Origin of the sequence: Anaeromyxobacter sp. SG64 (assembly GCF_022690745.1) — a bacterium.
GTDB classification, from domain to species: Bacteria; Myxococcota; Myxococcia; order Myxococcales; family Anaeromyxobacteraceae; genus Anaeromyxobacter; species Anaeromyxobacter soli.
The window spans coordinates 68,514-94,016 of sequence record NZ_JALCZB010000001.1; the positions used below are offsets into that span (position 1 = coordinate 68,514).

The following is a 25,503-nucleotide window of genomic DNA, read 5'->3' on the forward strand; positions in this document are numbered from 1 at the left end:
GGGCTCCCCGCTGTCGTTTCGTGATCGGGGATCCCGGACGAGGCGGGAGCGTCGTCCGTCTATGTTCAGTGAAGCTGACGCGTGGCATCGGCTCCGAGGGCGCAGCACCGCTTGTACTTCTGGCCGCTACCGCAGGGACACGATGCATTTCGGCCCGGGCGTGCCTCGCGCGTCGCGGGCCGCCGCGCGGACTTCGCCGAGGGAAGCGCGTCGGGGCCGGGCTGCCACAGTCGAGCTGTCTCGCGCTCGATCCGGTCGATATGCGCGCGCTGTGCATCGGTCAGCGCCCCACCGAGCTCCTCGATCGCGTGCGCGATCGCGCTCAGCTGCTCCGCCGCGCAGATGGCACAGTCGGCCTTCGCGACCAGGTCATCGGACTCGAGCGCGCGAACGAGGTGTGGAATCGCCCGGGCGTCGCCGTACCTCGCGAGGAAGGCAGCGCCACCGACGGGACTCTCGTCGAGCACTCGAACGAGAGCAGCAAGAATCCGATCGTCGCGAGCCTGCGTTCGGACCAGCGCCATCGCGAGCCGGGTGCGCTCCGCGACATCTCGCGCCGCGTGGAAGGAGGCGAGGAGGGAATCCAGCGATGGCTTCGGGCGAGTCGGCATGAGATCTCCGGCGAAGAGGTGAGCCTCCCGCGTCGTCCAGTCTGCGGACGAAGGGTCCGCGGTCCCGACGGCGTGTCCGCCGCCATTCCGGTCCTGGAACGCGAAGCGACTCGGACGGCGGGTGCATGAGCAATTCGCGTGCCGTCGGCAAACGACAGGACTGTGCTGACCTCGCGAACTGCGGTTATGATTCAAAGGGATGACCGTACGGATCCACATGCCGGAAGAGGCGCTGGCGACGTTTTGCCGGAAACATCGCGTCAGCAGGCTCGCGCTGTTTGGATCCGTTCTACGAGACGACTTCCGGCCAGACAGCGACGTGGACGTTCTCGTCGAGTTCCAGCCAGGGGCCCGGGCCGGGTTCCTGAAGCTCGCCGAGATGGAGCTCGAGCTCGGCGCCATGCTCGGCCGGAAGGTCGATCTGAGGACACCGGGAGAGCTGAGCCGGTACTTCCGCGACGAGGTTCTAGCGAACGCCGAGGTCCAGTTTGCGACCTGACGACGTCATCCGGCTGCGGCACATGCTGGACGCCGCGCGCGAGGCGATGTCGTTCGCGGCTGGACGCTCGCGGGGCGATCTCGAGCGCGATCGCGTGCTGGTCTTGGCGATAGTCAAAGACGTCGAGATCATCGGCGAGGCTGCCGCGCGGGTCAGCCCTGCACGACGATGCAGGCATCACACCCGGAGATCCCGTGGGCGCAGATCATCGCGACGCGCAACCGTCTGATTCATGCGTACTTCGACGTGGACCTTCAGGTCGTCTGGGACACGGTGACGGATGACCTCCCGCAGCTCGTCCGTCTGCTGGAGCCTTTCGTGCCGTCGTAATGCGGCAAGGTGCGAGAACCCGCGCTGAGCGACTTCATTCACGGGTGCCGTCACGGACGACCCGCCCGCCGAAGCGACGAGTCCTGGTCGTCCGGGAAGCCCGCGTAACCTTCGGCTGCGCTCTCATCGTGCATGCGTCGAGGCTAGCGGCAGTACGGACACGCTCGATCGCCGCCATCGTCAACGTGTGCCGCGTGTCGTGTGGTGCCTCCTACTTCCCGCCCGACAGCCGCTTCCACGCAGCCAGGTACCGCGCCATCCGCTCCGCATCCGCGGCTCCGAACGTCGCGAGCCTGCGGACGTCCATGTTGTCGAGAAGATCTGCGCGCTTCACCGTCGCGGCGAGCTCATCGAGGCGAACGCGCTCGATGAACGCCGCGTAGTCCTCTCCGGGCCGCTTCGTGAGCGCTACGATCGCGGTCACCTCGCGCTGCGGGTACCCGCGCCGTCGCAGCTCGTCGGGCGTGATGTCCGTGTCCTCGAGCACGTCGTGGAGCACGGCGACGCGCCGCGCCTCGTCGGTGCTCATCGCGAGCATGACGCGGAGCGGGTGGAGGATGTACGGGGCGCCGCCCTTGTCGACGGCATTTCGGTGCTTCTCGGCCGCGAGCGCGACTGCGTCGGCGACGGTGGGGGTCTGCATGGCGAGTCTCTCCTGTGTGTGGGTCAAGTCTCGGCCGCCGGCAATCCACGGGCTCATTCCAGGTCACCTCCGAACTCGCGGACGAAACGCTCCTGCGCGGCGTTCTCGATCGCGCGACCGCGAGCTGCGCGCACGATGGCGATGGCCTCCGCAGGAGGCGTGCCGCGCGCGACGAGGCAGGACGCGGCGATGGTCCCCGCTCGCCCGACGCCGCCCCAGCAGTGAACGACCACGTCATGCCCCCGCTCGAGCGCGTGCAAGATGCGGCCCACGAGCCGGCGGGCAGAGGCGAGATCCGTGGGCGCCCACATGTCCGCGATGGGATAGTGAATCCACCGGAGCCGCTCCCGGCGCGCCTCGCCGTCGAGGTCGCCGAGCTCCGCGATCTCGAACCGCTCGAGCAGGGTCACGAGCACCTTCGCACCGTGCACCCGCGCGATCGCCTCCACGTCCTCGCGCAGCCGGACGTCGGAGTCGGGGTCTCGTCCCGCCACCCAGCGGCCGGGCGCGCGCGTCAGGCCGAGCCGGCCCGGAAGAGCGAGCGCGGACGCGGGGAGGTAGTCGACGCGAAGCGCGTACGGTTCCATGAGGTCTCCTTTCTCCTCGAGAGTGGGGCGAGGCCCGAGCCGACGCATGGCTCAGGCCGACGCCGGGCCGGGGATCGCGAACGCGGGCTCCTCCTGGAGCGCCGCCGCCTCGAGGCGCGCCTGCTCGGCGCCGGCCGCGTCCCCGGTCGCCTTGGCGACGGCCGCCTTCGCCTCCCACGCCTCGCGCGAGGCGGGGTGGAGCAGCGTGACGGCGTCGGCGAGCGCGCGCGCCTCGGCCGGCTTCCCGGTGGCGAGGTGGTAGCGCACCATCGCGAGGTGCGACGGCACGTCGACGGTCCCACCCCGCTGCAGCAGCGCGTAGAGCCGAGGCGTCGACGCGTCGTCCGCGGCGCGCTCCAGGTCGGCGAGCGCCGCCTGGATGCGTCCGGTGATCACCTCGAACGAGTGGCGGAACGGAGGCGCCAGCGGGTCCTTGCCGATGGCGATGCTGATCTGCTCGAAGGCCATCTCCATCTCTCCCGAGTAGTCACAGGCCACCGCGAAGGCCCAGTGCAGGTGGGCGGAGTCGAGCCCCACCTTGCGGGCCTCGGCGAGGACCTCGCGGTACACGCTCACCGCCTCGTCCGCCCGCCGCTGCTCCACGAGGTCGTAGGCGCGGCGCATCTCTCCCAACAGTCGGTCCGTCGTCTTCCTGGGGGGCATCTCGTCTCCTCCTGCGCCGTCGCGGCGTCGTCGGTTGCGGACCGGTCGATCCCGGGCCGGTGAACGCTTCAGGACTGCCGTGCCGGACGCGCGGGGGAAGCCGCCGCGTGCCCGGAGCGCTCGTCGCGAGCGAGGGCGGTCGCGCGCGCGAGCGCCGCCTGCGCGCCGTCGAGGTCGCCACGTCGAATGCAATCGCAGGCGATGGCGAGGTGCGAGGCGACGCCGAGCGGATAGCAGATCATTGCGCAATCGTCTTTCCCGGGACGCACGGGTCCCGTCCCGCTGCCGGGCAGCGGGTTCGATGGTCTGGGCGAGGACAGGGGCGCCGGCAGGAACACCCTACACGGCGCACGGACAGGCCGAACCGGGCGCAGGCTGCCCGGGCGACCCGTACGGCTAGCGTGGCATCGCCTGCGCCCGTGGGGCGCCGCGACGATCACGCCGGGGTCCCGGTTACGTCGCTCTCTCGTGGGTCATGGGGCCTCCATCGCAGGCGGCATTGCCACAACCCCGGGATACCGGGAGCTGGCCGAGGGTCATCGGGCCGCCGCCCTCGCCTCGTCTTGATGGAATGACATCGAACATCGGAGTCGCAGTATTTATACCATTCGTCGCGAAATGTCAATCAACTGAGCAATCGCGCCCAATAGGGAGATCACCGTCCGTCCCGGTGTCCCACCCTCCCGGGACGAGCTGCAGAGCCAGCCGCTTCCCGGCCGGTGAGGTCCGGCTGCTCGGCGACCCCCATCACGACCCGCACCTCGTGCGTCCGGCCATCGTGGACGAGCGGGATCGCCCGCGGATCGACTGCCACGCCGTCCAGTTCCGCGAGGGCGACCCCGCGGCACCGCCGCTCGAAGTTGTCGACCGTGATCTCGTACCGCGTCGACCCGAGCCGCCAGGTGATCCCGTAGCCGGGCCAGGACGCCGGGATGCAGGGATCGAGCTCGAAGGTCTCGCCTTGCCTCCGGAGCCCGAGGATGCTCTCGAGCCCGGCGCGGTACATCCAGCCGGCCGATCCCGTGTACCAGGTCCATCCCGCGCGCCCCGCGTGCTCGGGGTGAGCGCAGACGTCGCCCGCGACGACGTAGGGCTCTCCCCGGTAGTGCGCGACGTCCGCGCCGGTGCGGGTGTGGTTCACCGGGTTCAGCATGTGGAACAGCTCGGCCGCCTCGTCGCCGCTCCCGAGCTTCGCGAGCGCCATCACGATCCACGCGGCGGCGTGCGTGTACTGACCGCCGTTCTCGCGCACGCCGGGCGGGTAGCCCTTGATGTAGCCGGGCTCCTGCCTCGACCGATCGAAGGGCGGCGTGAGCAGCACGACGACCTGGGCCCCTCGACGCACCAGGTGAGTCCGGACCGAATCCATCGCGCGGTCGGCGAGACGCGCCGGGGCGGCTCCGGAGAGCACCGCCCAGGACTGGGCGATCGAGTCGATCGAGCACTCGTCGTTCTGGGCCGAGCCGAGCGGTGAGCCGTCGTCGTAGTAGCCGCGCCGGTACCACTCCCCGTCCCAGCTCCGCTCGAGCGCCTCGGCGAGCCGGGCTGCCTCGGCGCGGTAGCGCCCCGCGCGATCGGCCTCGCCACGCGCCGCGCAGAGCGTGGCGAAGTCCTCGAGGACCGCGTGAAGGAAGAAGCCGAGCCAGACGCTCTCGCCGCGTCCCTCCCTGCCCACGCGGTTCATCCCGTCGTTCCAGTCGCCGCTCCCCATGAGCGGCAGGCCGTGGACGCCCGAGGTGAGCCCGCGCTCGAGGGCGCGCACGCAGTGCTCGAAGAGCGAGGCGTCCTCTTCCGAGACGCGGGGCTGGGCGTACGCGTCGTGAGCGCCCGGCGCGAGCGGCTCACCTTCGAGGAACGGGACGCGCTCGTCGAGCACGCCGGCGTCGCCCGTCGTGCGGACGTAGTGCGCCACCGCGTACGGCAGCCAGACGAGATCGTCCGAGCAACGGGTGCGCGTCCCGCGCCCGCTCGGCGGATGCCACCAGTGCTGCACGTCTCCCTCGCGGAACTGCCGCGCCGCGGCGCGGAGGAGGTGCTCGCGGACGAGCGTCGGCCGCGCCATCGCGAGCGCCATCGCGTCCTGGAGCTGATCCCTGAACCCGAACGCGCCGCCGGGCTGATGGTAGCCGGTCCGCGCCCACATCCGGCAGGAGAGGTCCTGCTGCAGGAGCCACCGGTTCATGAGGACGTCGAAGGAGTCGTCGGGCGTCCGGACCTGCACCGCACCGAGCGTGTCCTCCCACGTCCGCCTCACGGCGGCGAGCGCGGCCTCCGCGGCCTCGGCGCGGCCGTGGCGTCCGATGAGCTCCCGAACCTGCGCCACGTCTCTCCCCTCGCCGAGGAGAAACACGACCCGCCGGGTCTCGCCCGGCTCGAGCTCGATGGCGACGTGCAGCGCCGCGCAGGGATCGAGCCCCGCGCCGAAGCGAGCGGGGAGCTCCACGAGGCCGAGGGCGGCGGGCCGTGCCAGCGAGCCGTTCCGGCCGAGGAAGGCGGTGCGGTCGCCGGTCGCGGAGCGGAGCGCCTCGCTCGCGTGGGCGAACGCGACCCGGCCGGCGAACTCGTGGTTCCAGGCGTTCGTCGCGAGGACCGCGCCGGTCTCTGCGTCCTGCCGCGTGACGACGTGCTGGTTCTGACCGGCCTGCGGGGGGCCGAGGACCCACTCGCTGTACGCGAAGACGGAGAGGCGTCGCGGCGCGCCGCTCTCGTTCGTGAGCGTGAGGAGCGAGAGCTTCACCGGATCCGCGCCGTCCACGAACACGTCGAGGGCGTGGCGCACGCCGTTCGTCGCCCGCTCGAAGCGGGTCACGCCCGCCGCGTGGCGGATCACGAACCGGCCCGACGCGCCGGTGCGGGGCAGCGGCCCCGGGGTGGGCGACCACGCCTCGCCGTTCTCGTCGTCGCGGAGAAGGATGGCCTCGGAGGTCGGATCGCTCACCGGATCGTTGGCGAACGGCGTGAGACGGTTCTCGCGGCTGTTCTCGGACCAGGTGAAGGACGACCCCGACGCCGTGACGACCGACCCGAACACCGGGCTCGCGATGACGTTCGCCCACGGGAGCGGCGTCTCCTCGGCCCCCTCGAGGACGATGACGTACTCCCGCCCGGCATCGCCGAAGCCCCCGGTGCCGTTCCAGAGCGCGAGCGGCGGCACCTCGGGCGGCGCGCCGTGCTCGGACGCCAAGCCGCGCCGCGCAGGCGGGGCGAGCGCGAGCGCTGCAGGCTCCGCCGGCGGGGGCGCGTGGCGCTCGAGCTGCTGCGCGAGCGATCCGGCTCCTCCCAGGAGGATCGCGCGTGCCACCGACGAGAGCAGGAGGCGCTCCGCCTCGCTCATCCGGTCTCCGCGCAGGAGGTACGCGCCGCCCGGCTTGTGCTTCCACGTCCGCCCGGGCCCCTCGTCGAGGAGCGCCGCGAGCCGCGCGTGCATCTCGTCGAGGTAGCTCACCGGGTGCTCGTTCAGGAGCACCACGTCCGCGCGGAGTCCCTTGAGGCGCCAGTACTCCTGGGCCTGGAGGACCTGGCGGACGAGCGGGAGATCCGCCTCCGAGACGATCCGCACGAGCAGGACCGGGAGGTCGCCGGAGACGCCGTGTCCCCAGAGCCCCTCCTGGCCGAGCTCGTTCCGGGCGAGGATCTCCGGCCCCGGCCGCAGCGACGCGTCGGCGTAGAGCACGCGCGAGGCGAGGCGCTCGAAGAGGAGGGCCTCCTCGCTCGAGATGCCGAGGTGGTGGAGCCTGCTGCGCGCGTGCGCGAACGCGAGCGCGAACGTCCGCGCTGCGGCGGTCGGGTCGTGGTAGCGCTGCGCCAGCGCGAGCGCCGTCTCCCGGCTCGTCGCCATCCCGGTCGCGAACGACAGCCTCACCACGCCGCCGGGCGCGAGCCGCACGCGCTGCCGCAGGCTCACGATGGGATCGAGCAGGATGCCGGTCGTGCCGGAGAGCGCGCGGCCGTCGAGCGCCTGCGGATCCTCCGGGTCGCGACCGCGGCCGAGGAAGCGCTCGCGGTCGCTCTCCCACTCCACGGGTCCCTGCGTCCGGCCCTCCTGGCCGATGACGTGCACCGCGAAGACCTCGGCGTCGTCCGGGGCGCGGCGCCGCCGCCGGCAGACGAGCGCGTTGCACTCCGGGACGTACTCCGACTCGACGAAGAGCTTGCCGAAGGCGGGGTGGGCGAGGTCGTCGGCGGTCGGCGCGAGGACGATCTCGGCGTAGCTCGTCACCTCGAGCTCGCGAGGGCGGTCGCCGAGGTTCGTCACCTCGAGCCGGCGCACCTCGACGTCGTCCTCGGGCGAGACCGCGACGTCGAGCCGGGTCGCGAGGTCATCGTCCCTCCGCTGGAACGTCGCCTTGTCGATCGTGAACGTGACGACGTCGTCCCCGCCGGCCCGCGCGGTCGGCTGGTGCGTCGCGGACCACACCCGACCGCTCCGGACGTCGCGGAGGTAGAGGTACTGGCCTCCGAGGTCGCGCGTCGCGTCCCGGCGCCATCGCGTCACGGCGCGCTCGCCGCAGAAGCTCGCGCCGCCACCCGCGTTCGTGACGACGGCGGTGTAGCTGCCGTTCGAGAGGAACTGCGCGTGCGGGAACGTGGTGTCCGGCGAGCGGAAGCGGCGGGCAGCCGCCGGCGGCACCGGCGTGGCGACGCGCGCCGTCTCGTCCGGACGGGGCAGGATGACCGCGGCCTGGCGCGGCACGCGCTCCTGGAGGAGCAGCTCCGTCGCCTGCACGCGGCGATCGGCGTGGAAGCGCTCCACCATGCGGTTCCCCTGGAGCGCCCCCGCGATGGCCGCGAGCGTCATCCCCTGGTGGTGGGCGAGGTAAGTCCGGACGATGGTGCCCGAAGGGCGGGCGCGCGCCGGGGCCGCGTCGGACTCCTCCGGATGCCGTGGCGTGTAGTCCACCGCGTCGAAGTAGCCGTACGCGCCGAGGAGGCCTTCGCGCTCGAGGCGGCGAAGGTTCTCCGCCGCCGCGGTGGGGTGGACGAGCGCGGCGAGCGCGGTCGCGTAGGGCGCGACCACGAGCTCGTCGGCGAGGCCCCGCTTCAGGCCGAGCCCCGGGACGCCGAACGCCTTGTACTGGTAGTTGCCGTGGTGATCGACGAGGTCGTAGGCGGACTCGGAGATCCCCCACGGCGCTCCGCGCGTCGCCGCGTAGTCCCGCTGCCGCCGCACCGCCATCCGACAGCTCTCGTCGAGCAGGGTCTCGGGGAAGCTGCGCATGAGGAGCAGCGGCATCAGGTACTCGAACATCGTCGCGCTCCAGGACAGGAGCGTCGGGCTGCCGTGCACGCTCGTCACCGCGCGGCCCAGATGGAACCAGTGCTTCTCCGGCAGATCGCCCTTCGCGATCGCGATGAAGCTCGCGAGGCGGGCCTCCGAGGCGAGGAGATCGTAGTGGGCGGGATCGAGCCGACCGGGCCCCTCCGCGTCCGCGGCGCGGTAGCCGATCGCGAGCAGGTTCCGGCGCGGGTCGTAGAGGAAGCCGAAGCTCATGCCGTCGGCGAAGGCCGCCGCGCGCTGCGCGAGGCTCTCCAGCCGCTGCAGCGCATCGCTCGGGCCCGCCTCGCGCGGGGCGGGGCCGCGCCCGAGCGCGCGCAGCCCCTCGGACACCGCGATGAGCGCGCCGGCGAGGTTGCCGCTGTCCACCGTCGAGACGTAGCGGGGCGGAAGCGGCGCGAGCGTCTTCGTGTCGTACCAGTTGAAGAGATGCCCCTCGAGCCGCTCCAGGCCTTCCATGGTCGTGAGGGTGGAGTCGATCCGCTCGATGAGCTCGCCGGTGGGGATGATGCCGAGATCGTGCGCGGCGAGGGTGGAGAGGAGCCCCATGCCGATGTTCGTGGGCGAGGTGCGGTGCGCGATCCGCTCGGGCAACTCCTGGAAGTTGTCCGCGGGCAGGTGGTGATCATCCGGCCCCATGAACGCCTCGAAGTACTTCCAGGTCGTGCGCGCGACGCCGAGGAGGAAGCGCCGGTCCTCCTCGCCGAGCCCGAGGTCCCGGTCTCCGATCGGCTGCGAGAGCCGGTGCGCGACGAACGGCGCGACCGCCCACAGGACGAGCAGCGGCGCGGCCGCGAGGAGCGCCTCCGGCCGCCACACCGCCACGAGGACCACGCTCGCGAGCGCGATCGCGGGACTCGCCGCCATGGCGACGAGGAACGATCGCCTTCCGAGCCCGGTCCCCCGCGCGGCGCTCGCGGCGGCGGTCTCCCACTCGAGCAGGCCACGCCGCGTGATCGCGAGGCGGACCAGCGTGACGGCGATGGCGTGCACCATCTCGTAGGCCTGGTTCGCGAGGAAGGTGACCTGGAGCAGGACCCGCGCCGCCGTGGCCGCCCCGTCCTCGTACAGCCCGCGCACGAACGCCCGCATCGGCTGGTGCCGCCTCGGTCCGCCGAGGGCCTCGAGCGCGAGCGGGAAGAGCGGGAACGCGAGGGACGTCACGACGGCGGCGGTCCAGAGCACGGCGCTGCCCGGGAGCACGGTCCACGCCGCGAGGAAGAGGACGAGCGTCGCGGGCGCGAGCAGCGCACGCCGCAGGTTGTCGAAGATCTTCCAGCGCGCGATGAGCGGGAGGCGGTTCCGGGCCAGGCCCTGCGTCGTCCGCACGAACGGCAGGAGCCAGCCGAGGATCTGCCAGTCACCGCGCGTCCAGCGGTGCTGGCGGCGCGCGTGGGCGAGGACGCTCGAGGGGTAGTCGTCGACGACCTCGACGTCCGTCACGAGCCCGGTGCGGGCGTGGAGGCCCTCGAAGAGATCGTGAGAGAGGAGGGTGTTGTCCGGGACGCGCCCCGCGAGCGCCGCCGTGAAGGCGTCCACGTCGTAGAGCCCCTTGCCCGTGAAGCTGCCCTCGCCGAAGAGGTCCTGGTAGGTGTCCGAGACCGCGGTCGTGTACGGGTCCAGGCCAGTGTGGCCGGCGAAGATCCGGGCGAAGCGCGAGCCGGCCGCGCTCGAGGTCGTGACGCTGACGCGCGGCTGCAGGATCCCGTAGCCCTCGGTGACGCGGCCGGAGCGGGGGTCGAGCACGGGGCGGTTGAGCGGGTGCGCGATGACGCCGACGAGCTTCTTCGCGCCGTCCCGGGGGAGGCGCGTGTCCGAGTCGAGCGTGATGCAGTAGCGCACGCTGGGCAACACGCCGACGTCGCCGACCTGCACGTCGTAGCTCGTGTCGGTCATGCCGCGGAGGAGGCGGTTCAGCTCCTCGAGCTTTCCACGCTTCCGCTCCCAGCCCATCCACACGTCCTCTGCCGGGTTCCACTGGCGCGTGCGGTGGAAGAGGAAGAACCGATCGTTCTTCCCCTCGCCCAGCCGGGCGTTCAAAGCCTCGATCCCGCTCCGGGCGGCGTCGAGGATGGCGGCGTCCCCGGGCGCGTCGCGGCCCGCGGCGTCGGTGAAGTCCCCGAGGATCGCGAAGTGCACGCGGGGATCGAGGTTCCCGAGCGCGAGGACCTCGAGGTGCTCGAGCTGCCGCTCGACGCCCTCGACGCACGTGAGCAGCGTCGGGACGACCACGAGCGTGCGGGCGTCCTCGGGGATCCCCGCGGTGAGGTCGAGGCGGGGGAGCCGTCGGGGCGGAGCGAAGCGCGTGGCGAGGCGCTGGACGAGCGCGATGGCCACGTCGCTCGCGGGCAGGACGAGGAGCAGCGCCACCCCGAGCTGCGCCCAGGTCGAGCCGCCCGCGTGCCGCGCGTACGCGGCGCCGGCGAGGGCGAGCGCCGCCGTCGCGAGCGCGATGGCGCCGAGGTACGCCGCGGTCGCGTGCGCGAACGCGAGCCGCCGCAGGGACTTTCGCGGACCGGGCCGCCAGGCCACGTCGGCCTCGAGCTCGCGGCGTCCCTTCCCGATGAGGTGGTACCCGACGTGCGCGGCGCGCGCGCCGGGACCCTCGACCTCGGCGGCCTCCCGCGCGCTCTCGACCGCGCGCAGCGCGACGCGAACCTCGGCCTCCGCGGTGCCCCCGGCGAGCTCCTCGACCGCCTGCCGGTAGCGATCGCGGGAGAGGAACTCCATCCGCGCGTGGACGCCGGCGGGATCCCGCTGCAGCACCCGCTCCACCAGGCTGACGCTCTCGACGAACTCGGTCCAGTCGAGGGTGGAGCAGAGCCGCAGGCTCGTGATGACGTTCGCGACGGACACCTGGGCGACGGCCTCGCGCTGGTGCTCGCTCCGGATGGCCTCCTCCGCGGTCTGTCGGTCGAAGGCGAGGTGTGCGTCGAGATCGCTCCGGACGGCGGAGAGGCGCGGCCCGTACTCGCGCAGGCGCTGGAGGAGCTGCACGACGAACGCGGGGTGGAGGACGCGCGGCAGCGGCGGCGCGGAGCCCTTCCCCTCGGTCTCGAAGCGCGCCACGTACGCGTCCGCCAGGCGGCGGGCCGCGCGGGCGACGAGCGTCTCGTCCGCGAGCCGGCGAAGGTTCTCGACGAGCGCCAGCTTCAGCATGCTCGGCCAGGCCCAGAGCTCGCCGAGGGTGAGCGGCGCGACCGTCTGGAACGCATCGAGCCAGCGCTGAAGCTGGGCGCGATCGAGGCGGCTGTCGCTGTGGCGGATGAGCTCGACCGCGAGCGCGTAGACGCGGGCGCTCCCTGCCTGCTCGCGGGCGGCGAGCTTGGGCAGCTCGCGGTAGTAGCGCCGCGGGAGGTTCTGCCGGACGTCGCGGATCTCGGACGCGACGAGGTGATAGTTGTCGAGGAGCCACTCGGCGGCGGGGGTCACGAACTCGGCGCGGCGCACGTCGTCGGCGAGCGAGCGGTAACCCTCCCGCAGGACCCGGACGTTGTCCTCGAAGCGCGGCAAGACGGTCCGCGCCGAACGGCCCGACGGGTCCACCGTGAAGCGCGCGGCGAGCGAACGGGCGCGCTCGTCGAGGCGCTCGAGGCTGAGCAGCTCGTCGCGGAACGGCAGCAGCGGAGCGGCGAACGCGCCGCCGCGAGACCTGCGGAAGAACGACGACTCGAACCTGAACGAGACCAACAGCGCCCCTCCCGACCGGCAGCGGCGCGTCATCGGGACGATGCGGCGGGGCTGATGACATCAGTTTAACGTGAAGGACGCGGCGGCGCCCCTGCGAGATTCGCTCCAGCGCATCCGGAACAGCGCACGAGGGTTGCCCCGTCCGGGGAAGAGCGTGCGGTGGCGAAACCCCTACGGCCCCTGCGTGAGCAGGGGGCTGCCGTCGTCGTGCCGAGAACGACGGGCGCGGAAGGCGCTGCTCGCTTCCTTTTTCGGAAGCGATGCGCTGCTCGCGTCCAGCTTCGAGAGCGAGGCATCGATGCGCGGGAGCACGACCTCTTCGGTGTAACGGATGAGGCTCTCGCCGACGATCGCGAACATCACCGCGCGCGGCAATGCGGCCGTGCCGCGGCGCAGCGCGTGCGCCATGAGCCTCCAGAAGAGCTGCCTGCGACGGCCGCGGATGCCGAGGTGCCAGATCGCCCGGCCCAGCGTCCCGAGAGATCCGTTGCTGATGCTGTGCGCGACGGCGCGGCGCGGCTGCGGCGCCTGGTCCAGGTGGAGCGCGCAGCGCCGATAATAGGCGGCGGGCGAATACAGCGACGCGAGGAGGCGACGGTACCCGGCGAGCAGCACCCGCTCGTCGAGCGCGGGCACGAAGTTCGGACGTTCGAACGAGTCGCCGGACGGCACGCCTCGCAGGCGACCCTCCTGCTCGAGGCGCCGCCACAGCCGCGTTCCCGGAAGGGCGATCAGCAGGTTCACCATGGCCCGCGGGATCGGCAGGCCCGAGATGAACGCGAGCTGCCGATCGAACATGTCCGGGCCATCGGTGTCGAAGCCGATGATGAACCCGGCGTAAACCTCGAGCCCCGCCCGTGTCAGCTCCTCGACGGCCTGCTCCTGCGGCATGTGCAGGTTCTGCGTCTTTCCCGCCTGCGCAAGCGCCGTGCGAGAGGGTGTCTCCAGACCGAGGAAGACCTGCCCGAATCCCGCGTCGACCATGGCGGTCACGAGCTCGGGATGCATCGCCAGGTCGACGGACGCCTCGGTGCAGAACGCGAACGGAAAGCCGTTCCGCTCCTGCCACGCTCTCAGCGCGGGGAGCAGGCGCGCGATTGCGCGCCGGTTCCCGGCGAAGTTGTCATCCACGAAGAAGAGCGTGCCGCGGGCCCCCAGCGCGCGCAGGGCGTCGAGCTCGGCGAGGACCTGATCCGGCGATTTGACCCTGGGTACGCGACCGAAGATCTCGATGATGTCGCAGAACTCGCACCGGTAAGGGCAGCCGCGCGAGAACTGAAGCGCGTGGCTGCCGTAGCGGGAGAGGTCGAGCAGATCGAAGCGCGGCACGCGAGCGAGGCACAGGTCGGGGCGATCGTCACCTTCGGGCGACAGCAGGCGCGGCGAATTGGGCGCGGGCGACTCGAGCACGCGCACGAGCAGGTCGAGCCTCCCCTCCGCCTCTCCGCAGAACACGTGGTCGGCCTCCACGAAGAGCTCGGGCGCGCTGCTCACGGCGGCGCCGCCCACCACCGTGCGACGGCCCATGGCGCGCGCGCGGCGGAGGACCTCCCGCACCGAGGGCGCCTGCACCAGCAGGCCAGAGACGAGCACGGCATCGGCCCACGCCAGATCGGCGTCGTCGAGCGGGCCGACGTTGAGGTCGCGGAGGCGCAGCTCCCAGCCGTCCGGCAAGAGCGCGGCGAGCGTCGCGATGGCCAGCGGGGGAAAGGTGGAGTCCTTCCGGATGATCGGCAGGGCGTGCTCGAAGCTCCAGTAGGTTTCCGGGCTGCGGGCTTGGACGAGGAGGGCGCGCACGGATCGATCGTAGACGAGCCAAGCCATGCGTCCGTCAGGCCACGCGGGTCGAGAGAGGGGACGGCCCCTGGAGGGCGAGCCCTTGGTGGAGGGGACTTCCACGCGGGTCTCAGGGGTAGCCCCTGCCGTAGCGCCGTGCACCGTCCTCTGAACGCGCACAGGCGGCGCGCGGGGCGTCCACCGCTCCAAGTCCTGGTACGCGGGTGAGACAGAAGATCCAGCGGCGCGGCACGCGGACGCATATACATCCACCCAGCAGTCGCCCCTCACCCGCATCTCGCTCGCGCCGTGGCGGCTCCCGGAGCCAGCACATGGCGACGACTCACGCTCAGCGCGATGGCGCGAGCTCGGCTGCGCTCGTCGCCGAGGACGGCACACAGAAGAACGCGACGGTGCTCACCCCGGACGACCTCGCTCGGCTGCTCGACCTGTCTCGAGCGCTCGCCGTCGCCTGCGAGCACGCGGACATCGCCGTCATCGCGGCCGAACGAGCGGGCGCGCTCACCGGCGCGTCCCTCACGCAGGTGATGGAGCTGCGCGATGACGCCACGCTCGCGTTGATCGCCGAGGCGACGGGAGCTGTGGCGACACGTCGCGACGAGGAAGAGGCTTCGGTCGGCTCAACGGGGCCAGAGCAGCATGCCGCCCGTGGCGGCGCGCCGCTCTGGATCAGCTCGCTCGCGGAAGCACCGCAGCATTATCCGGGCATCGCGTTCGACGCGCTCACCGGGGGACCCTTCGGGGCGTCGTGGGCGTTTCTGCCTCTCCTCGCGGACGATGAGACGAACGGAGTCCTGACGCTCGTGTTCGACGCAGAGCAGGAGTTCGATCCGCACGCGCGCGCATTTCTTGGCGAGGTCGCGGCAGCATGCGGAAACGCGCTCGCACGAGGGAGCCTCTTCACCCAGGAGCGCGTACGCGCGAACGCTTCGGAGAAGGCGCTCGCTGCCTGCGGGCTCCGGCAGCGCCGCAGCGACAAGCAGTTCGCGGATCGCACTCACCTGTACGAGCGGGAGCGCTTCGCGCGAGCGCGCGCCGAGGCGGAGGCGGTGACCGCGGTGCACGCGGCGGACGATCTCGAGCGGGTCCAGCCTTTCACCACCGCGCTGTTCGGTGCGGAGACCGCGAAGGACGTCGCGGCTGCGCTCGCGGACTTCGGTCCTGACGCATTCGGCGCCCTCGGCGTCGAGTTGACGCCGCGAGAGGTCGCTGGCGAGGGTCCAGACGGAGCGGGGACTCAGCGCGCCCAGGCGGAGGTGGCACGACTCGAAGAGCCGCTCTGGCTCGATCCGAAGGAGCTGGCCGTGCGCTTTCCGGAGACCTCCGCGGCGTTGCTCGCCCGCGGCGCCGGCGCCTGGCTGGGAGTCCCTGTTCCGGACGAGGACCGCGCCCACGCGGTGCTCTCGATCGCGTTTCCGAAAGAGCGCGCGTTCACGCCAGGCGACCGAATGCGCCTCCTCCTCCTCGCGAGCGAGAGCGCGTCGGTGCTGGCGCGATGCGCCGCGCGCGAGGTCGCCATGGCCCAGGCGGACACCGCGAAGCCTGCGAGCGCGTTCGTGGTGCAGTACGAGGAGGATGGCGTCACGGGGCCGGTGACGCGCGTGCTGGGGGTCTTCTCCTCCGAGACGACCGCGCGCGAGGCACTGCGCGAGCTCGACCTCGCGCGTTCCCTCGTGTGTCACGCGTCGATCACCTCGTGGAGCCTCGACGTGACCCGTCCGCTGACCTCGGTCGAGATCGACCTGCCGGGGTGACGGCGCGCACGCCGCGGCGGGGACCACTCCGCAGCGGAGCTCAATTCCCGGGCGCGAAGCAGGCGTCGTCAGCGCGGGCGCGCGACGTCGCGACGCCGCGCAGCTCGTCCATGAGCGCCTTGACGGGCACGACGGCCTCGACCCGATAGGCGTTGCTGCCGACGGTGTAGAGCGGCTCCTCGTCCTCCGGGTTGTAGCCCGCCGAGCTGAGCAGCCCGTTGCAGATGCAGAAGTAGTGAGCGCCGTCTTCCTTCGCGAGGCAGCGATTGAACTTGCCGTCGCCGTCCTTCAGCAGCACGTACCCCTTGTTGCAGGCCGGCTTGCGCCTCCCCTCCAGCGTGGCGCGGAACATCGGCGACTGCTTCAGGACCCTGAACGGCAGGCCGCACGGCGACCCGGGATCGCGGGTCACCAGGATGTCGTCCTGGGTCGCGTTCACGACCGCCTGCTTGTAGGCGTCGTCGGCGGTGCTCTCCTCCGTCGCGAGGAAGCGCGTCCCCATCTGCACCCCGTCGGCGCCTTGCCGGAGGATGCTGACGATGTCCTCGTGCGTGAAGATGCCGCCGGCGGCGATCACCGGGAAGTCACCGTGCCGGAGCGCCATGTCCTTCACGGGCGGGAGCAGGGCCTCGAGCGTATTCGAGGGCAGGCCGATCTCGTCGAACTTGAAGCCGAGGTGGCCGCCCGCAAGCGGGCCCTCGAGCACGACGGCGTCCGGGCGGTAGCCGAGCTTCTCCCACTTCTTGATGATGATCTCGAGGGCGCGAGCCGAGGAGACGATCGGGATGAGGGCGGTGTCGCGCGGCGCCTGGATGGCGGGCAGCGACGTCGGCAGACCGGCGCCCGAGATGATGGCGTCCGCGCCGGCGTCGATGGCGCCCCGGACCGAGTCGGCGAAGTCGCGCTGCAGGGCGACCATGATGTTGATGCCCGCGAGGCCGCCCTGGGACTTGGACGCGGCGATCTCCTCGCGCACCGCCTCGTACGTGCCGACCTTCCTGCCCAGCCGCTTCGAGACCACCCGATCGATGGCCGCGCTCGACACGACGCCGAGCCCGCCCTCGCGGGCGACCGCGCCGGCGAGGGGGTGAAGCGATACGCCGACGCCCATGCCCCCCTGCACGATGGGCACGTTGAGCTTCTTGCCCTTCACGAAGAGTGGCGGGAGGGCGGGCCGGGATCCCGGGCGAGGCTTCGTCCCCGGGGTTGCGTCTTCGATTCGCATGTCCGCTCCGTGCTGGTGAGGCGAGTCGATGCCGCGGCGGCTCGGAGCGCCCGGCGCAGGCCGGAGCGCCGCGGCGCGTACGGGTTACTGTCCAGTAGGTTACCATACCGTAACAAGGGCACCCCGCCTGGCGCAAGAGGCCCACCGACGGGGGCAGCGTCCAGGCGCCGTTACGATTGAGTAGGTTACTTAGTGGTAATACGATCCTCCCATGTCTGAACGGGGTCGACGACTCACCGCGGCGGCCCGTCGCGCCCAGCTCATCGACGTGGGGCGCGCGGTGTTCGCGAAGCGCGGGTACGAGGCGACGTCGGTCGAGGAGATCGCGGAGCACGCGAAGATCTCCAAACCCATCATCTATGAGCACTTCGGGGGCAAGGAGGGGCTCTACGCGGTCGTGGTCGATCGCGAGATGGAGTACGTGGTGCGCCGGATCGCCGAGGCCATCGGAACGGGCTCGCCACGTCAGCGCGTCGAGCGCTCGGCGCTGGCGTTCCTCACCTACGTGAGGGACCACCCCGACGGATTCGCCGTCCTGGCGCACGGTGCGCCCGCCGCCTCGGCGACGGGTGGCATGTCGAGCCTCCTCAACGACGTGGCGGAGCGCGTCGGCGACATCTTCACCGCGACGTTCAAGGACGCGGGGTACGACCCGAAGGCCGCGCCCATCTACGCGCACGCGCTCATCGGGATGGTGACGTCGGTCGGCCAGTGGTGGACCGAGACCCGCGAGCCCAGCGTCGACGAGGTCGCGAACCACCTCGCGGCGCTCGCATGGATGGGCCTGCGTCACCTGCCCAAGAAGCCGACGCTGGCCGTGAGGACGTGAGTCGGGGTCGACGACTTCGTGGTCAACCGCGAGGTCGCGCGCCTGCTCCGCGGCGCTGCGCGCTTGCACGTCTTCCGAGAAGGAGCGCGAGGTGACGCCCTGACGGCGGCGACCTCCGTCAGGAGACGCGCCTGCTGCGACGGACGGTCACGAGCTCGGCGATGACGACCTGCGCTGCCGCGGCGAGCGGCACCGCGACCACGGCCCCCACCACGCCCATGAACTCCACCAGGAACAGGATGGCGAGGAGGGTCACGAGCGGGTTCACGTGCGCCGTGCGGCGGTAGATGAAGGGCGCGAGGACGTTCCCCTCCAGCTGTCCGTAGATCACGAAGTAGATCGCGGCCGCCAGCGCGGTCCATGCGCCGCCGGTGACGAGCGCGAAGAGCGTGATGACCGTGCCGACCACGAGCGGGCCCGCATACGGGACGAGGCTCGAGGTGCCGCTCAGGATGCCGAGTGGAAGGAAGAACGGCACCCGGGCGATGACAAGGAACGTCGTCGTGAGGACCGCGTTGATGGCGCAGATCCCGAGCAGGCCGCCGAGGTAGCCGCCCACCGAGCGGTAGACCTTCGCCGCCATGCGCTCGTAGCGCTCGCGATGGACGGGGGTCAGCTCCGCGAGGAGCGCCGTCACGAGATCGCGCCCGAACACCAGCATGAAGATGGCGAGGAAGAGGAAGGCGAGGAGCCCTCCGAACGCGGTCACCGCGCCGCCGATCGCGGAGAGGAGCGGGTTCACCGCGCCGACCGCGGCGGGGCCGGACTCGCGCAGCCGCTCCTGCAGGTGCAGCCCGGCGTCGAGGCGCAGGAACCAGGGGGTGTGCTGCACCTTCTCCCACAGGGCTGGCAGCTCGAGGGCGAGCGCCCTCCCTTGGTGCACCATCGGTGGAACCAGGAGGAACCCCAGCCCGACGAGGAGCGCCGTCACCACGAGCATCACGGCGGCGATCGCCCAGCTCCGGCGCAGGCCCCGGCGCGCCAGCGCGTCGACCGCATGATCCATCGCGACCGCCGCCATCGCGCTGCCGAGGACGAGCGTCAGGGCGACCCGGGTCCTCATCAGGAAGAAGACGAGGCCGACCACCAGGACGACCCCGAAGCAGACGGTGAACACCGTCGTGAGGCTCACCTGGGACCGGGGGTGCTGCGGCTCGGCAGTCGCCATGGCGTGAACCCTGGGGTGTCGCACCTCAGGTCCTCGGAGGTGCGCGGTCACTGCGTGTCATACGCCCTGAGCCTGTGCCGAGCGGAACGAACTTGCTCCGGTCAGCAGGGGCTGGTTCTCGCCGCCCCGAACGTCGTACGCACCAACACGCTCCGCGAGCGCCTCGACTCCGGCCGGGCAGGCCTGCGGTCGCTCTCCTGAGCTGCCCGCCGCTTGCCGTTGCGTGCTGCGCCGGACCGTGAAGCCTCGTCCCCGGCCAGTGCCTTCGGGCTCGACCTCGGCGAAGCCCCCGGCTCGCGGTAGAGATCGCGGCGGAACCGTGCCGAAACGCCGCAGTTGCGGTCCGTTTCGTCCTCGCCCCGTCCTTCGCGTGGCCACCCGTCGCATGCCTGTGCAAGGAGTCGGGCCCGTGCTCATCCGAGTAGGAGACGACGGCGAGGTGAGGCCATGAGCCCGGTGAGTGACGCGTCGAGATGGGTCACGCGGCTGCTGCGCTTCGCAGGGCGAACCCTGCGCGCGTTCTCGCGCAACCGCGGCATCCTGCTCGCCGGCGGGGTTGGGTACAACGCGCTGCTCTCGCTCGTGCCCTTCCTGACGCTGGTGGTGGCCGCGCTCTCGATCGTGTTCGACGAGGCTCGCATCATCGACATCCTGCGCCCGGAGCTCACGGCCCTCGTCCCTCAGCACGCGGACGCCGTTCTGCAGGCTGCGCGGACGTTCCTCGAGACCGAGGCGCCGACCCGCGCGCTCAGCGTGGTGAGCATGCTCTTCTTCAGCTCGATCGCGTTTCGAATGCTGGAGCAGGCAGTCGCCGCGATCTTCCACTCGTCGAGCCGCGCCGCGCACCGGAGCTTCTGGGTCTCGGCCCTGCTTCCCTATCTGTTCATGCTGGTGCTGATGGTCGCGCTCCTGGGCGTCACCGTGCTCACGGCCGCCGTCGACGCCCTCGGCGAGCACCACCTGCGGATGTTCGGCCTGCAGCGCCCGCTCGCGTCCGGGATCAAGCTGCTCCTGCGGGCGTCGGGGTTCCTGGGGCTGGTCGCCGTCTTCGCCGGCATCTACCGCGTGTTGCCGGTGGTCAGGATCTCGGCTCGGCGCGCGTTCGTCGGAGGCCTGGCCGCGGCGGCGCTATGGCGGCTCACCGCGCTGTTCGTGGTCTACTTCTTCACCAACCTCTCGATGGTCAACGTGCTCTACGGATCGCTCGCGACCGTCGTCGTCGTTCTGGTCTCGCTCGAGATCGTCTTCGTCATCCTGCTCCTCGGCGCGCAGGTCATCGCCGAGCTCGAGGCCAGCTCCGCCGCGGGAATGCGCTGGTACGAGAAAGCGGGCGAGGAGACGGGGCGGGCCGGCGCCCGCCGCTGACGACGGCGACGCACCTCACTCGAGAGCCCGGTCATTTGCGTCAGGGTGGCGAGGCTTTTCGGTGCGACCTAGAAGCTGAAGAACTCGCCCGGTATTCCCTTCCCGGCGAGCAAGTCCCTCAGCCGGCTCACGGCGCAACCATCGTCTCGGTACAGCTGCTCGAGCAATGCGAGGACGAGGGCGTCCTTGTGCTCGCGGCGGACCGTCAGGAAGTACTCGAGATCGCTGCTGCCGAGGAGCTCCTTCGGCCCCTGCCCGACGTCCTGGCCGGACAGGACGAGATCGCCCTTGTCATCGATAGCTGCGTCGACATGGATCGCGGTCGGTCCTTGAACACGCACCAGTTCGAGCTTCTTCGTTGAGTCGGGATCGTTCAACACCGTTGAGCCTCCTGTGCGGGATGTCAGAACCAGCCCTCCGCGAAGAACGCGAGCAACGCTGCAATGGTCCGCTTCGACGCCGGGTCGCCGCAGCAGTTCCGGACGCTCCCCCACGCGCGGCCGTCCAGGCGCAGCGTTCCGTCGTCCTCGATGGCGCCCATGGCCCGGCCGCCCCGGCGCACCGTGCCGTCCCGCTCCACGCGACCGATGAACCTCCCGGAAGCGCGGATCGTCCCGTCGTCCTCGACGTCCCCGACGCTCCTCCCGTCGCGTTGCACCGTTCCGTCCGGCTGGATGCGCCCGACGCCGCGACCGTTCACGCGAACCGTGCCGTCGTCCTCGATGGTCGCCCAGGCGCGGCCGCCAACGCGAACGTCGAGCTCGGCGCGAGCGGCGACGGGGGCCGCTGCGGAGGCGAAGACGGCGAGGAGGAGTGCTTTGCCTGCTGCCATGGAACAAGCATACCCGAGCGACGGACACGGCCGAGTCGACGAACACGGTGCCGCTAACGTTCGCGGCGGTTTGGGTTCGCTACGACGCTCTTCCGCCTGATTGCACTGTCGGCCAGCACCGTTTGACTCGCTCCCGCCTTCTGGCACCCTGTCCCGGTGCCGCCCCCGCGCCTGAATCCCGCCGAAGCGCCGCGCCCCGCCAAGTCCGAAGCAGAGCGAACCGTCTGGAAGGCGTTGAAGAACGGGCTGCCGTCCGGCTGGACCGCCTGGCACTCGCTCCGCATCCGCGACGGCAGGAACTACCTGGGAGAGGGGGACTTCGTCCTCGCTCATCCGCAGCGGGGGTTCCTGATCCTGGAGGTGAAGGGCGGCCGCATCGAGCAGCGCGACGGGCGCTGGTTCACGAATGGGATCCCGTTCGACACGACTCCCCTCGATCAGGCACACGGGTTCATGCACAAGCTCGAGCAGCGCCTGAAGGACTGGAAGTGCTATCCGCCAGCATTCGGCGCCGCGCTGGCTCTGCCGGACACCGACTTCGACGAGCAACCGCAGGAAGACGTGCTGCGCGGCGTCGTCCTGGGACGGATGCAGCTGCGCTGGCTCGGGGAGGCGCTCCCCGGCGTCGTCGAGCGCGCCCTGCCGCCGCCGCAGCCGGGCACGTCCGGCTGGATGGACCGGCTCCACCAGCTATGGGGCGAGACGTGGGTGCCGGCGCTCTCGCTCGGCACCCGGCTCCGCTCCCTGGGCGAGCGGCAATTCGCGCTGGACGAGGTCCAGCTCTCCACGCTCGAGGGCCTCCTCGAGAACGATCGGGTCCTCGTCCGCGGCGGCGCCGGCTCCGGCAAGACGCTCCTCGCCGTCGAGGCGGCGCGGCGCCACGCGGGGGAGGGAAAGCGCGTGCTGCTGCTGTGCTTCACGCAGCCATTGCGCAAATGGCTCGAGGTGCGGTTCGCGGGGAGCGGCGTGGAGGTCCAGACGGTGAGCGGGCTCGCGAAGTCGATCGCCGACGCGGCGGACGGTCCGGACCGGCAGGGAGATCTCACCGCGAACGAGTACTGGCAGGCGACCTACGAGCGCGCGGCGGATCTCTGCGAGGCGCGCTGGGACGCCGTCGTCGTCGACGAGGGACAGGACCTCACCTTCGAGGCCTGGTACCTCGTCCGCGGGCTCGCCGAGGGCGCGCGGCTGTGGGCCTTCCACGATCCCGGCCAGGGATTCTGGCCCGATCGTGCGCCGGTCCCCGACCTGTTCGCGACGACGTTCCGGCTGACGCGCGGTCAGCGCTGCCCTGCGGGCATCGGCGCGCTCGCAGCGCTCTATGCCGGGGAGAAGGGGGACGAGAAGGCGATCGCGGCGGCCGTGCAGGATCGCACGCTCGCGCTCGTCGAGTGCCCCGACGCCGCGAGGACGGCAGACCGGGTGGGGGAGGAGATCGATCGCCTGCTCTCGCAGGGGCTCACGCTCGCGGACATCGGCGTGGTGTCCTTGCGCGGGCAGACCGCGGCCGATGCCATCCACCAGCGCGAGCGCATCGGGCGACACGCATTCGTGCACGCGGACGATCCGGACATGGAGAACCGACTCGTCGCCGACACCTTCCTGCGCTGGAAGGGGCTCGAGCGTCCCGCCATCGTGGTGGCTGACGTGGACCCGAGCGTGAAGCGGTTCGGGACGCGGATGCACATCGCGCTCACGCGCGGGCTGGTCGCAGCGCGGATCGTCGCGGCTCCGCCGGGTCAGGGCCGCTGGCCGGGGCTCGGGTGAACGCCCCCAAGCGATCTCCACTTCGCGCTTCGTCCTGAGCTTCTCTGTCGCTCGCCCGCTGCCCCGAGGCGCGGTTCCCCGGAGCAGCGGGCAAACGGTTCATCAGCGACGGTAGACGATCGCGCTCAACGGCGTCTGGTGGGCCCGTCGTCGACCTCCACCGGCTCGATCGGCATCACGTCCGCGCCGATGCCCCGGCCTCGGTCCGGCGTGGCGCGGCGCGCGGCGGACGCGATGCGGAACGGGTCCGCCCTCGTCGCGTCCACCTGGTAGCCCAGATCGCCGAGCGACATCACCGTGGTCCGGCTCAAGGCCTGGGCTCCGCTCACGAGCCAGCCGATCATGAGCTCTTCCCCGAACACGCTCATGCGCCAGTGCGAGTCGGCCGTGCCCGCACCCCCGAGGCTCTCCACCGGGACCGGAAAGCCGGAATAGTTCCAGCCGCCTTCGTCGACGAAGCCGCTTTGCGCACCGGCGCCTACGAAGAAGGGATTGCTCGTCCCGGCGCTGGCGAGCAGGCGCACGTAGGGGTCCTGCCACATGGTGCCGAACCCGAGCACGTGGAGCAGTTCGTGCGTCATCACCGTCCGGATCTCGTCTTCCGTCATGGTCTGCAGGTCGTCTGAATCGAGCTGCAGGATTCCCATCACGGGCAGACGATTCGACGTCCGGATGAAGCAGGGGCCGGCCTGGGCCAGGATTCCTCCCCATCCATCGACGGGGGCGATCTCCACGAGCACGAGAAGGTCGTCGATGGTCTCGGCCATCCCGACGTTCCCGCAGTAGTAGAGCGGGGCCGTGCTCAACCAGATGTTGCTGAGTTCCCCCCGGACGACCTGCTCCACGCGGACTCGTGCGCGGTCGAGCAGCGCGAACAGCGCGTCGTTCACCGGCGACAGGAGGCGCATGCGAACGTCGTATCTCTCCCCGGGATCGCGGAAAGTGGCGCGGAACGCTGCGCTGTCGCTCCCCGTCACGTCGCGAAGCTTCCCGGCGACCTCCTGGGCGCCCGACGCTCCCAGGACCCAGCCGGCGGCGCGCGCGACCCCATCCGCATCGCTCACCTGCGCTCCGCCGAGGACCCTCCCGCCGCCCGACACCACTCCGAACTGCACTGGAGCGCCGGGGACGGTGTTGCCGTCGAGGTCCATCACGAGGACAGCAGGTGGGGCCTCCACTCCCTGGCTGGCACCAGCCGACTGATCCACGGTCGACGCGGCAGCGACGCTGGCCGCCGGACCCGGAGCGACGGTGACCGCGAGCGTCGCGGCGGTGAGGTTCGGAGAGGAGAACGCCAGCTGGCGAGCTCCGGTCGCGCGGCCCGTTAGCATCAAGTCCGGGAACTCGACGCGTCCCGCCGCATCCGTGAGCTGCGTGGTCGTGCCCTCGAGCGATCCGCCGCCCACGAGCGAGACCGTGATGGGCAGTCCTGCGGCCGGGGTGGAGGTGCCGGACGCGTTCACGAGCGCGACGACCGGCGCCGGGCTGAGCACCACCCGGACCTGCGCCGCCGAGAGCGAGGTGGTCACCGTCACGGCGACGGGGGCAGGGCTGGCGGTCGCCTCGAACGCGACCGCGGCGGACACCCCGTCCACGCGCGCCTCGAGGCGCTGCGGGCCTGCGTTCCCCAAAACCCAGCGCTGAACGCGCGCGACACCATCGTCCCCCGTTGCGGTGGCCGCACCCGATACGCTGCCGGCGCCAGCGATGACCGCGAACGTGACGGCCGCGCCGGGGACGCGGTTCCCGCCGCTGTCGCGCACCTCGATCGACGGCGCCACGGCGACCTCCGTCAGCTCCAGTGCGGTCTGGTGTGTGCCCGATACCGCCTGCGCCGCCACCGCGACGCCCGGCGTGAGCTGCAGGCCACTCTCGGCGACGCCGAGCCCTGGGGAGGAGAACTCCAGCGCGAGAGGCCCCGCACGGCCCACGAGCGAGAGCCCCGGAAACCGCGCCACGCCCTCGACGTCGGTCGTGGCGCTGGCGGTTCCACGCAGCGTTGCTTCGCCACCCACGATCGCAATGGAGACGGTAACCCCGCGGCGCCGCACCGCAGACCCGGTGGCGGCCACGAGGCGGACGGCGGGAGCGGGCTCGAGCGGCGCGCCGTTCGAGACGGAGGCGGGCAGCGCCGAGACCAGCTTCACGGCGGCCGGCGCTTCCGGGGCGGCCTTCTTCGAGCTGCACGCCCACAGCGCGGCGCAGACAGCGAGCGTGGACGAGATGCGAACGAGCTTCATCGAGTTCCCCCAGGGACGAGATGATCGAGCTGCTTGGCGTGCGAGCGCACAAGCTGCGCCCGCGTTCCGGCGAGCGAGCCTGACAGGCGACGTTCACCATGCGGCGCACGATGCGCCAGCGACGGACACGTTCCGGGTTCGCTCACCGTGTCGTGGAGACGCGGTACGGCGCAGCCTTGCAGGAAAGCGCGCTCGAAGGTCGAGCGGTGCAGCGGTACAGCCCGTTGC

18 protein-coding genes and 1 riboswitch are annotated in these 25,503 nt (G+C 71.4%); of the genes, 7 read left to right on the forward strand and 11 right to left on the reverse strand.

Annotated features, from left to right (window positions below):
* Positions 1-65: 65 nt before the first annotated feature.
* Positions 66-611: an SEC-C metal-binding domain-containing protein gene (locus MNZ29_RS00305; protein WP_242352083.1), complete on the reverse strand. Its 546-nt coding sequence runs from the start codon at positions 609-611 to the stop codon at positions 66-68.
* A 199-nt stretch (positions 612-810) separates the two neighbouring features.
* On the opposite strand from MNZ29_RS00305, the gene MNZ29_RS00310 reads away from it, so the two are divergent.
* The 3 genes from MNZ29_RS00310 to MNZ29_RS25105 are packed head-to-tail and all read left to right on the forward strand — an operon-like array spanning position 811 to position 1,440.
* Positions 811-1,110 carry a nucleotidyltransferase family protein gene (locus MNZ29_RS00310; RefSeq protein ID WP_242352085.1) on the forward strand — a complete coding sequence of 100 codons (300 nt, stop codon included), beginning with the start codon at positions 811-813 and terminating at the stop codon, positions 1,108-1,110.
* A 22-nt stretch (positions 1,111-1,132) separates the two neighbouring features.
* Positions 1,133-1,339, forward strand: a complete 207-nt coding sequence (locus tag MNZ29_RS25100; protein ID WP_374110763.1) for a DUF86 domain-containing protein — start codon at positions 1,133-1,135, stop codon at positions 1,337-1,339.
* Positions 1,279-1,440 carry a DUF86 domain-containing protein gene (locus MNZ29_RS25105; protein WP_242370641.1) on the forward strand — a complete coding sequence of 54 codons (162 nt, stop codon included), beginning with the start codon at positions 1,279-1,281 and terminating at the stop codon, positions 1,438-1,440. Before MNZ29_RS25100 ends, MNZ29_RS25105 begins: the two co-directional genes overlap by 61 nt.
* 211 nt (positions 1,441-1,651) lie before the next feature.
* On the opposite strand, the gene MNZ29_RS00315 is transcribed toward MNZ29_RS25105, so the two are convergent.
* The 5 genes from MNZ29_RS00315 to MNZ29_RS00345 form a co-directional block, all read right to left on the reverse strand.
* Positions 1,652-2,083 carry a GTP pyrophosphokinase gene (locus MNZ29_RS00315; protein ID WP_242352087.1) on the reverse strand — a complete coding sequence of 144 codons (432 nt, stop codon included), beginning with the start codon at positions 2,081-2,083 and terminating at the stop codon, positions 1,652-1,654.
* Between the two features lie 53 nt (positions 2,084-2,136).
* Entirely contained in the window at positions 2,137-2,670 is a 534-nt protein-coding gene (locus tag MNZ29_RS00320; protein ID WP_242352088.1) for a cyclin-dependent kinase inhibitor 3 family protein, read from the reverse strand.
* 51 nt (positions 2,671-2,721) lie between these two features.
* Complete coding sequence (locus MNZ29_RS00325) at positions 2,722-3,333, reverse strand: tetratricopeptide repeat protein (RefSeq protein ID WP_242352090.1); 612 nt, start codon at positions 3,331-3,333, stop codon at positions 2,722-2,724.
* 481 nt (positions 3,334-3,814) lie between these two features.
* A riboswitch (SAM riboswitch) is annotated at positions 3,815-3,906 on the reverse strand.
* Between the two features lie 82 nt (positions 3,907-3,988).
* Entirely contained in the window at positions 3,989-12,298 is an 8,310-nt protein-coding gene (locus MNZ29_RS24160; protein ID WP_277957188.1) for a GH36-type glycosyl hydrolase domain-containing protein, read from the reverse strand.
* Positions 12,299-12,469: 171 nt separating this feature from the next.
* On the reverse strand, positions 12,470-14,095 hold the full coding sequence (locus tag MNZ29_RS00345; protein ID WP_242352092.1) for a B12-binding domain-containing radical SAM protein: 1,626 nt from the start codon (positions 14,093-14,095) through the stop codon (positions 12,470-12,472).
* 311 nt (positions 14,096-14,406) lie between these two features.
* Here MNZ29_RS00345 and MNZ29_RS00350 point away from each other — a divergent pair, with 311 nt between their 5' ends.
* A complete protein-coding gene (locus tag MNZ29_RS00350) occupies positions 14,407-15,849 on the forward strand; it encodes a GAF domain-containing protein (protein ID WP_242370644.1) in 1,443 nt (480 codons plus the stop codon).
* A gap of 40 nt (positions 15,850-15,889) precedes the next feature.
* Here the strand turns inward: MNZ29_RS00350 and MNZ29_RS00355 are convergent, their stop codons facing one another.
* Entirely contained in the window at positions 15,890-17,002 is a 1,113-nt protein-coding gene (locus MNZ29_RS00355) for a nitronate monooxygenase family protein (protein WP_242352094.1), read from the reverse strand.
* A 283-nt stretch (positions 17,003-17,285) separates the two neighbouring features.
* Between MNZ29_RS00355 and MNZ29_RS00360 the strand changes: the two genes are divergently transcribed.
* Positions 17,286-17,903: a TetR/AcrR family transcriptional regulator gene (locus tag MNZ29_RS00360; RefSeq protein WP_242333301.1), complete on the forward strand. Its 618-nt coding sequence runs from the start codon at positions 17,286-17,288 to the stop codon at positions 17,901-17,903.
* 118 nt (positions 17,904-18,021) lie between these two features.
* Here the strand turns inward: MNZ29_RS00360 and MNZ29_RS00365 are convergent, their stop codons facing one another.
* Entirely contained in the window at positions 18,022-19,071 is a 1,050-nt protein-coding gene (locus MNZ29_RS00365; protein ID WP_242352096.1) for an AI-2E family transporter, read from the reverse strand.
* Between the two features lie 447 nt (positions 19,072-19,518).
* Between MNZ29_RS00365 and MNZ29_RS00370 the strand changes: the two genes are divergently transcribed.
* Positions 19,519-20,436 carry a YihY/virulence factor BrkB family protein gene (locus MNZ29_RS00370; RefSeq protein WP_242352098.1) on the forward strand — a complete coding sequence of 306 codons (918 nt, stop codon included), beginning with the start codon at positions 19,519-19,521 and terminating at the stop codon, positions 20,434-20,436.
* Between the two features lie 68 nt (positions 20,437-20,504).
* On the opposite strand, the gene MNZ29_RS00375 is transcribed toward MNZ29_RS00370, so the two are convergent.
* Both MNZ29_RS00375 and MNZ29_RS00380 read right to left on the reverse strand, forming a co-directional pair.
* Entirely contained in the window at positions 20,505-20,813 is a 309-nt protein-coding gene (locus MNZ29_RS00375) for a hypothetical protein (protein ID WP_242352099.1), read from the reverse strand.
* A gap of 26 nt (positions 20,814-20,839) precedes the next feature.
* Positions 20,840-21,268, reverse strand: coding sequence for a hypothetical protein (locus MNZ29_RS00380; protein ID WP_242352101.1), 429 nt, complete (start codon positions 21,266-21,268; stop codon positions 20,840-20,842).
* Between the two features lie 156 nt (positions 21,269-21,424).
* On the opposite strand from MNZ29_RS00380, the gene MNZ29_RS00385 reads away from it, so the two are divergent.
* A complete protein-coding gene (locus MNZ29_RS00385; protein ID WP_308197026.1) occupies positions 21,425-23,035 on the forward strand; it encodes an NERD domain-containing protein in 1,611 nt (536 codons plus the stop codon).
* Between the two features lie 125 nt (positions 23,036-23,160).
* Here MNZ29_RS00385 and MNZ29_RS00390 read toward each other — a convergent pair whose 3' ends face one another.
* The gene (locus MNZ29_RS00390) at positions 23,161-25,275 is read right to left on the reverse strand and encodes a leishmanolysin (RefSeq protein ID WP_242352106.1); all 2,115 of its coding nucleotides are present in this window, start codon (positions 25,273-25,275) and stop codon (positions 23,161-23,163) included.
* Positions 25,276-25,503: the final 228 nt, after the last annotated feature.

Excerpts from the sequence above, each read along its gene's own strand:
- MNZ29_RS00305 (WP_242352083.1), bottom strand. The coding sequence starts at position 611 with ATGCCGACTCGCCCGAAGCCATCGCTGGATTCCCTCCTCGCCTCCTTC.
- MNZ29_RS00310 (WP_242352085.1), top strand. The coding sequence starts at position 811 with ATGACCGTACGGATCCACATGCCGGAAGAGGCGCTGGCGACGTTTTGC.
- MNZ29_RS25100 (WP_374110763.1), top strand. The coding sequence starts at position 1,133 with ATGCTGGACGCCGCGCGCGAGGCGATGTCGTTCGCGGCTGGACGCTCG.
- MNZ29_RS25105 (WP_242370641.1), top strand. The coding sequence starts at position 1,279 with ATGCAGGCATCACACCCGGAGATCCCGTGGGCGCAGATCATCGCGACG.
- MNZ29_RS00315 (WP_242352087.1), bottom strand. The coding sequence starts at position 2,083 with ATGCAGACCCCCACCGTCGCCGACGCAGTCGCGCTCGCGGCCGAGAAG.
- MNZ29_RS00320 (WP_242352088.1), bottom strand. The coding sequence starts at position 2,670 with ATGGAACCGTACGCGCTTCGCGTCGACTACCTCCCCGCGTCCGCGCTC.
- MNZ29_RS00325 (WP_242352090.1), bottom strand. The coding sequence starts at position 3,333 with ATGCCCCCCAGGAAGACGACGGACCGACTGTTGGGAGAGATGCGCCGC.
- MNZ29_RS00350 (WP_242370644.1), top strand. The coding sequence starts at position 14,407 with ATGGCGACGACTCACGCTCAGCGCGATGGCGCGAGCTCGGCTGCGCTC.
- MNZ29_RS00360 (WP_242333301.1), top strand. The coding sequence starts at position 17,286 with ATGTCTGAACGGGGTCGACGACTCACCGCGGCGGCCCGTCGCGCCCAG.
- MNZ29_RS00365 (WP_242352096.1), bottom strand. The coding sequence starts at position 19,071 with ATGGCGACTGCCGAGCCGCAGCACCCCCGGTCCCAGGTGAGCCTCACG.
- MNZ29_RS00370 (WP_242352098.1), top strand. The coding sequence starts at position 19,519 with ATGAGCCCGGTGAGTGACGCGTCGAGATGGGTCACGCGGCTGCTGCGC.
- MNZ29_RS00380 (WP_242352101.1), bottom strand. The coding sequence starts at position 21,268 with ATGGCAGCAGGCAAAGCACTCCTCCTCGCCGTCTTCGCCTCCGCAGCG.
- MNZ29_RS00390 (WP_242352106.1), bottom strand. The coding sequence starts at position 25,275 with ATGAAGCTCGTTCGCATCTCGTCCACGCTCGCTGTCTGCGCCGCGCTG.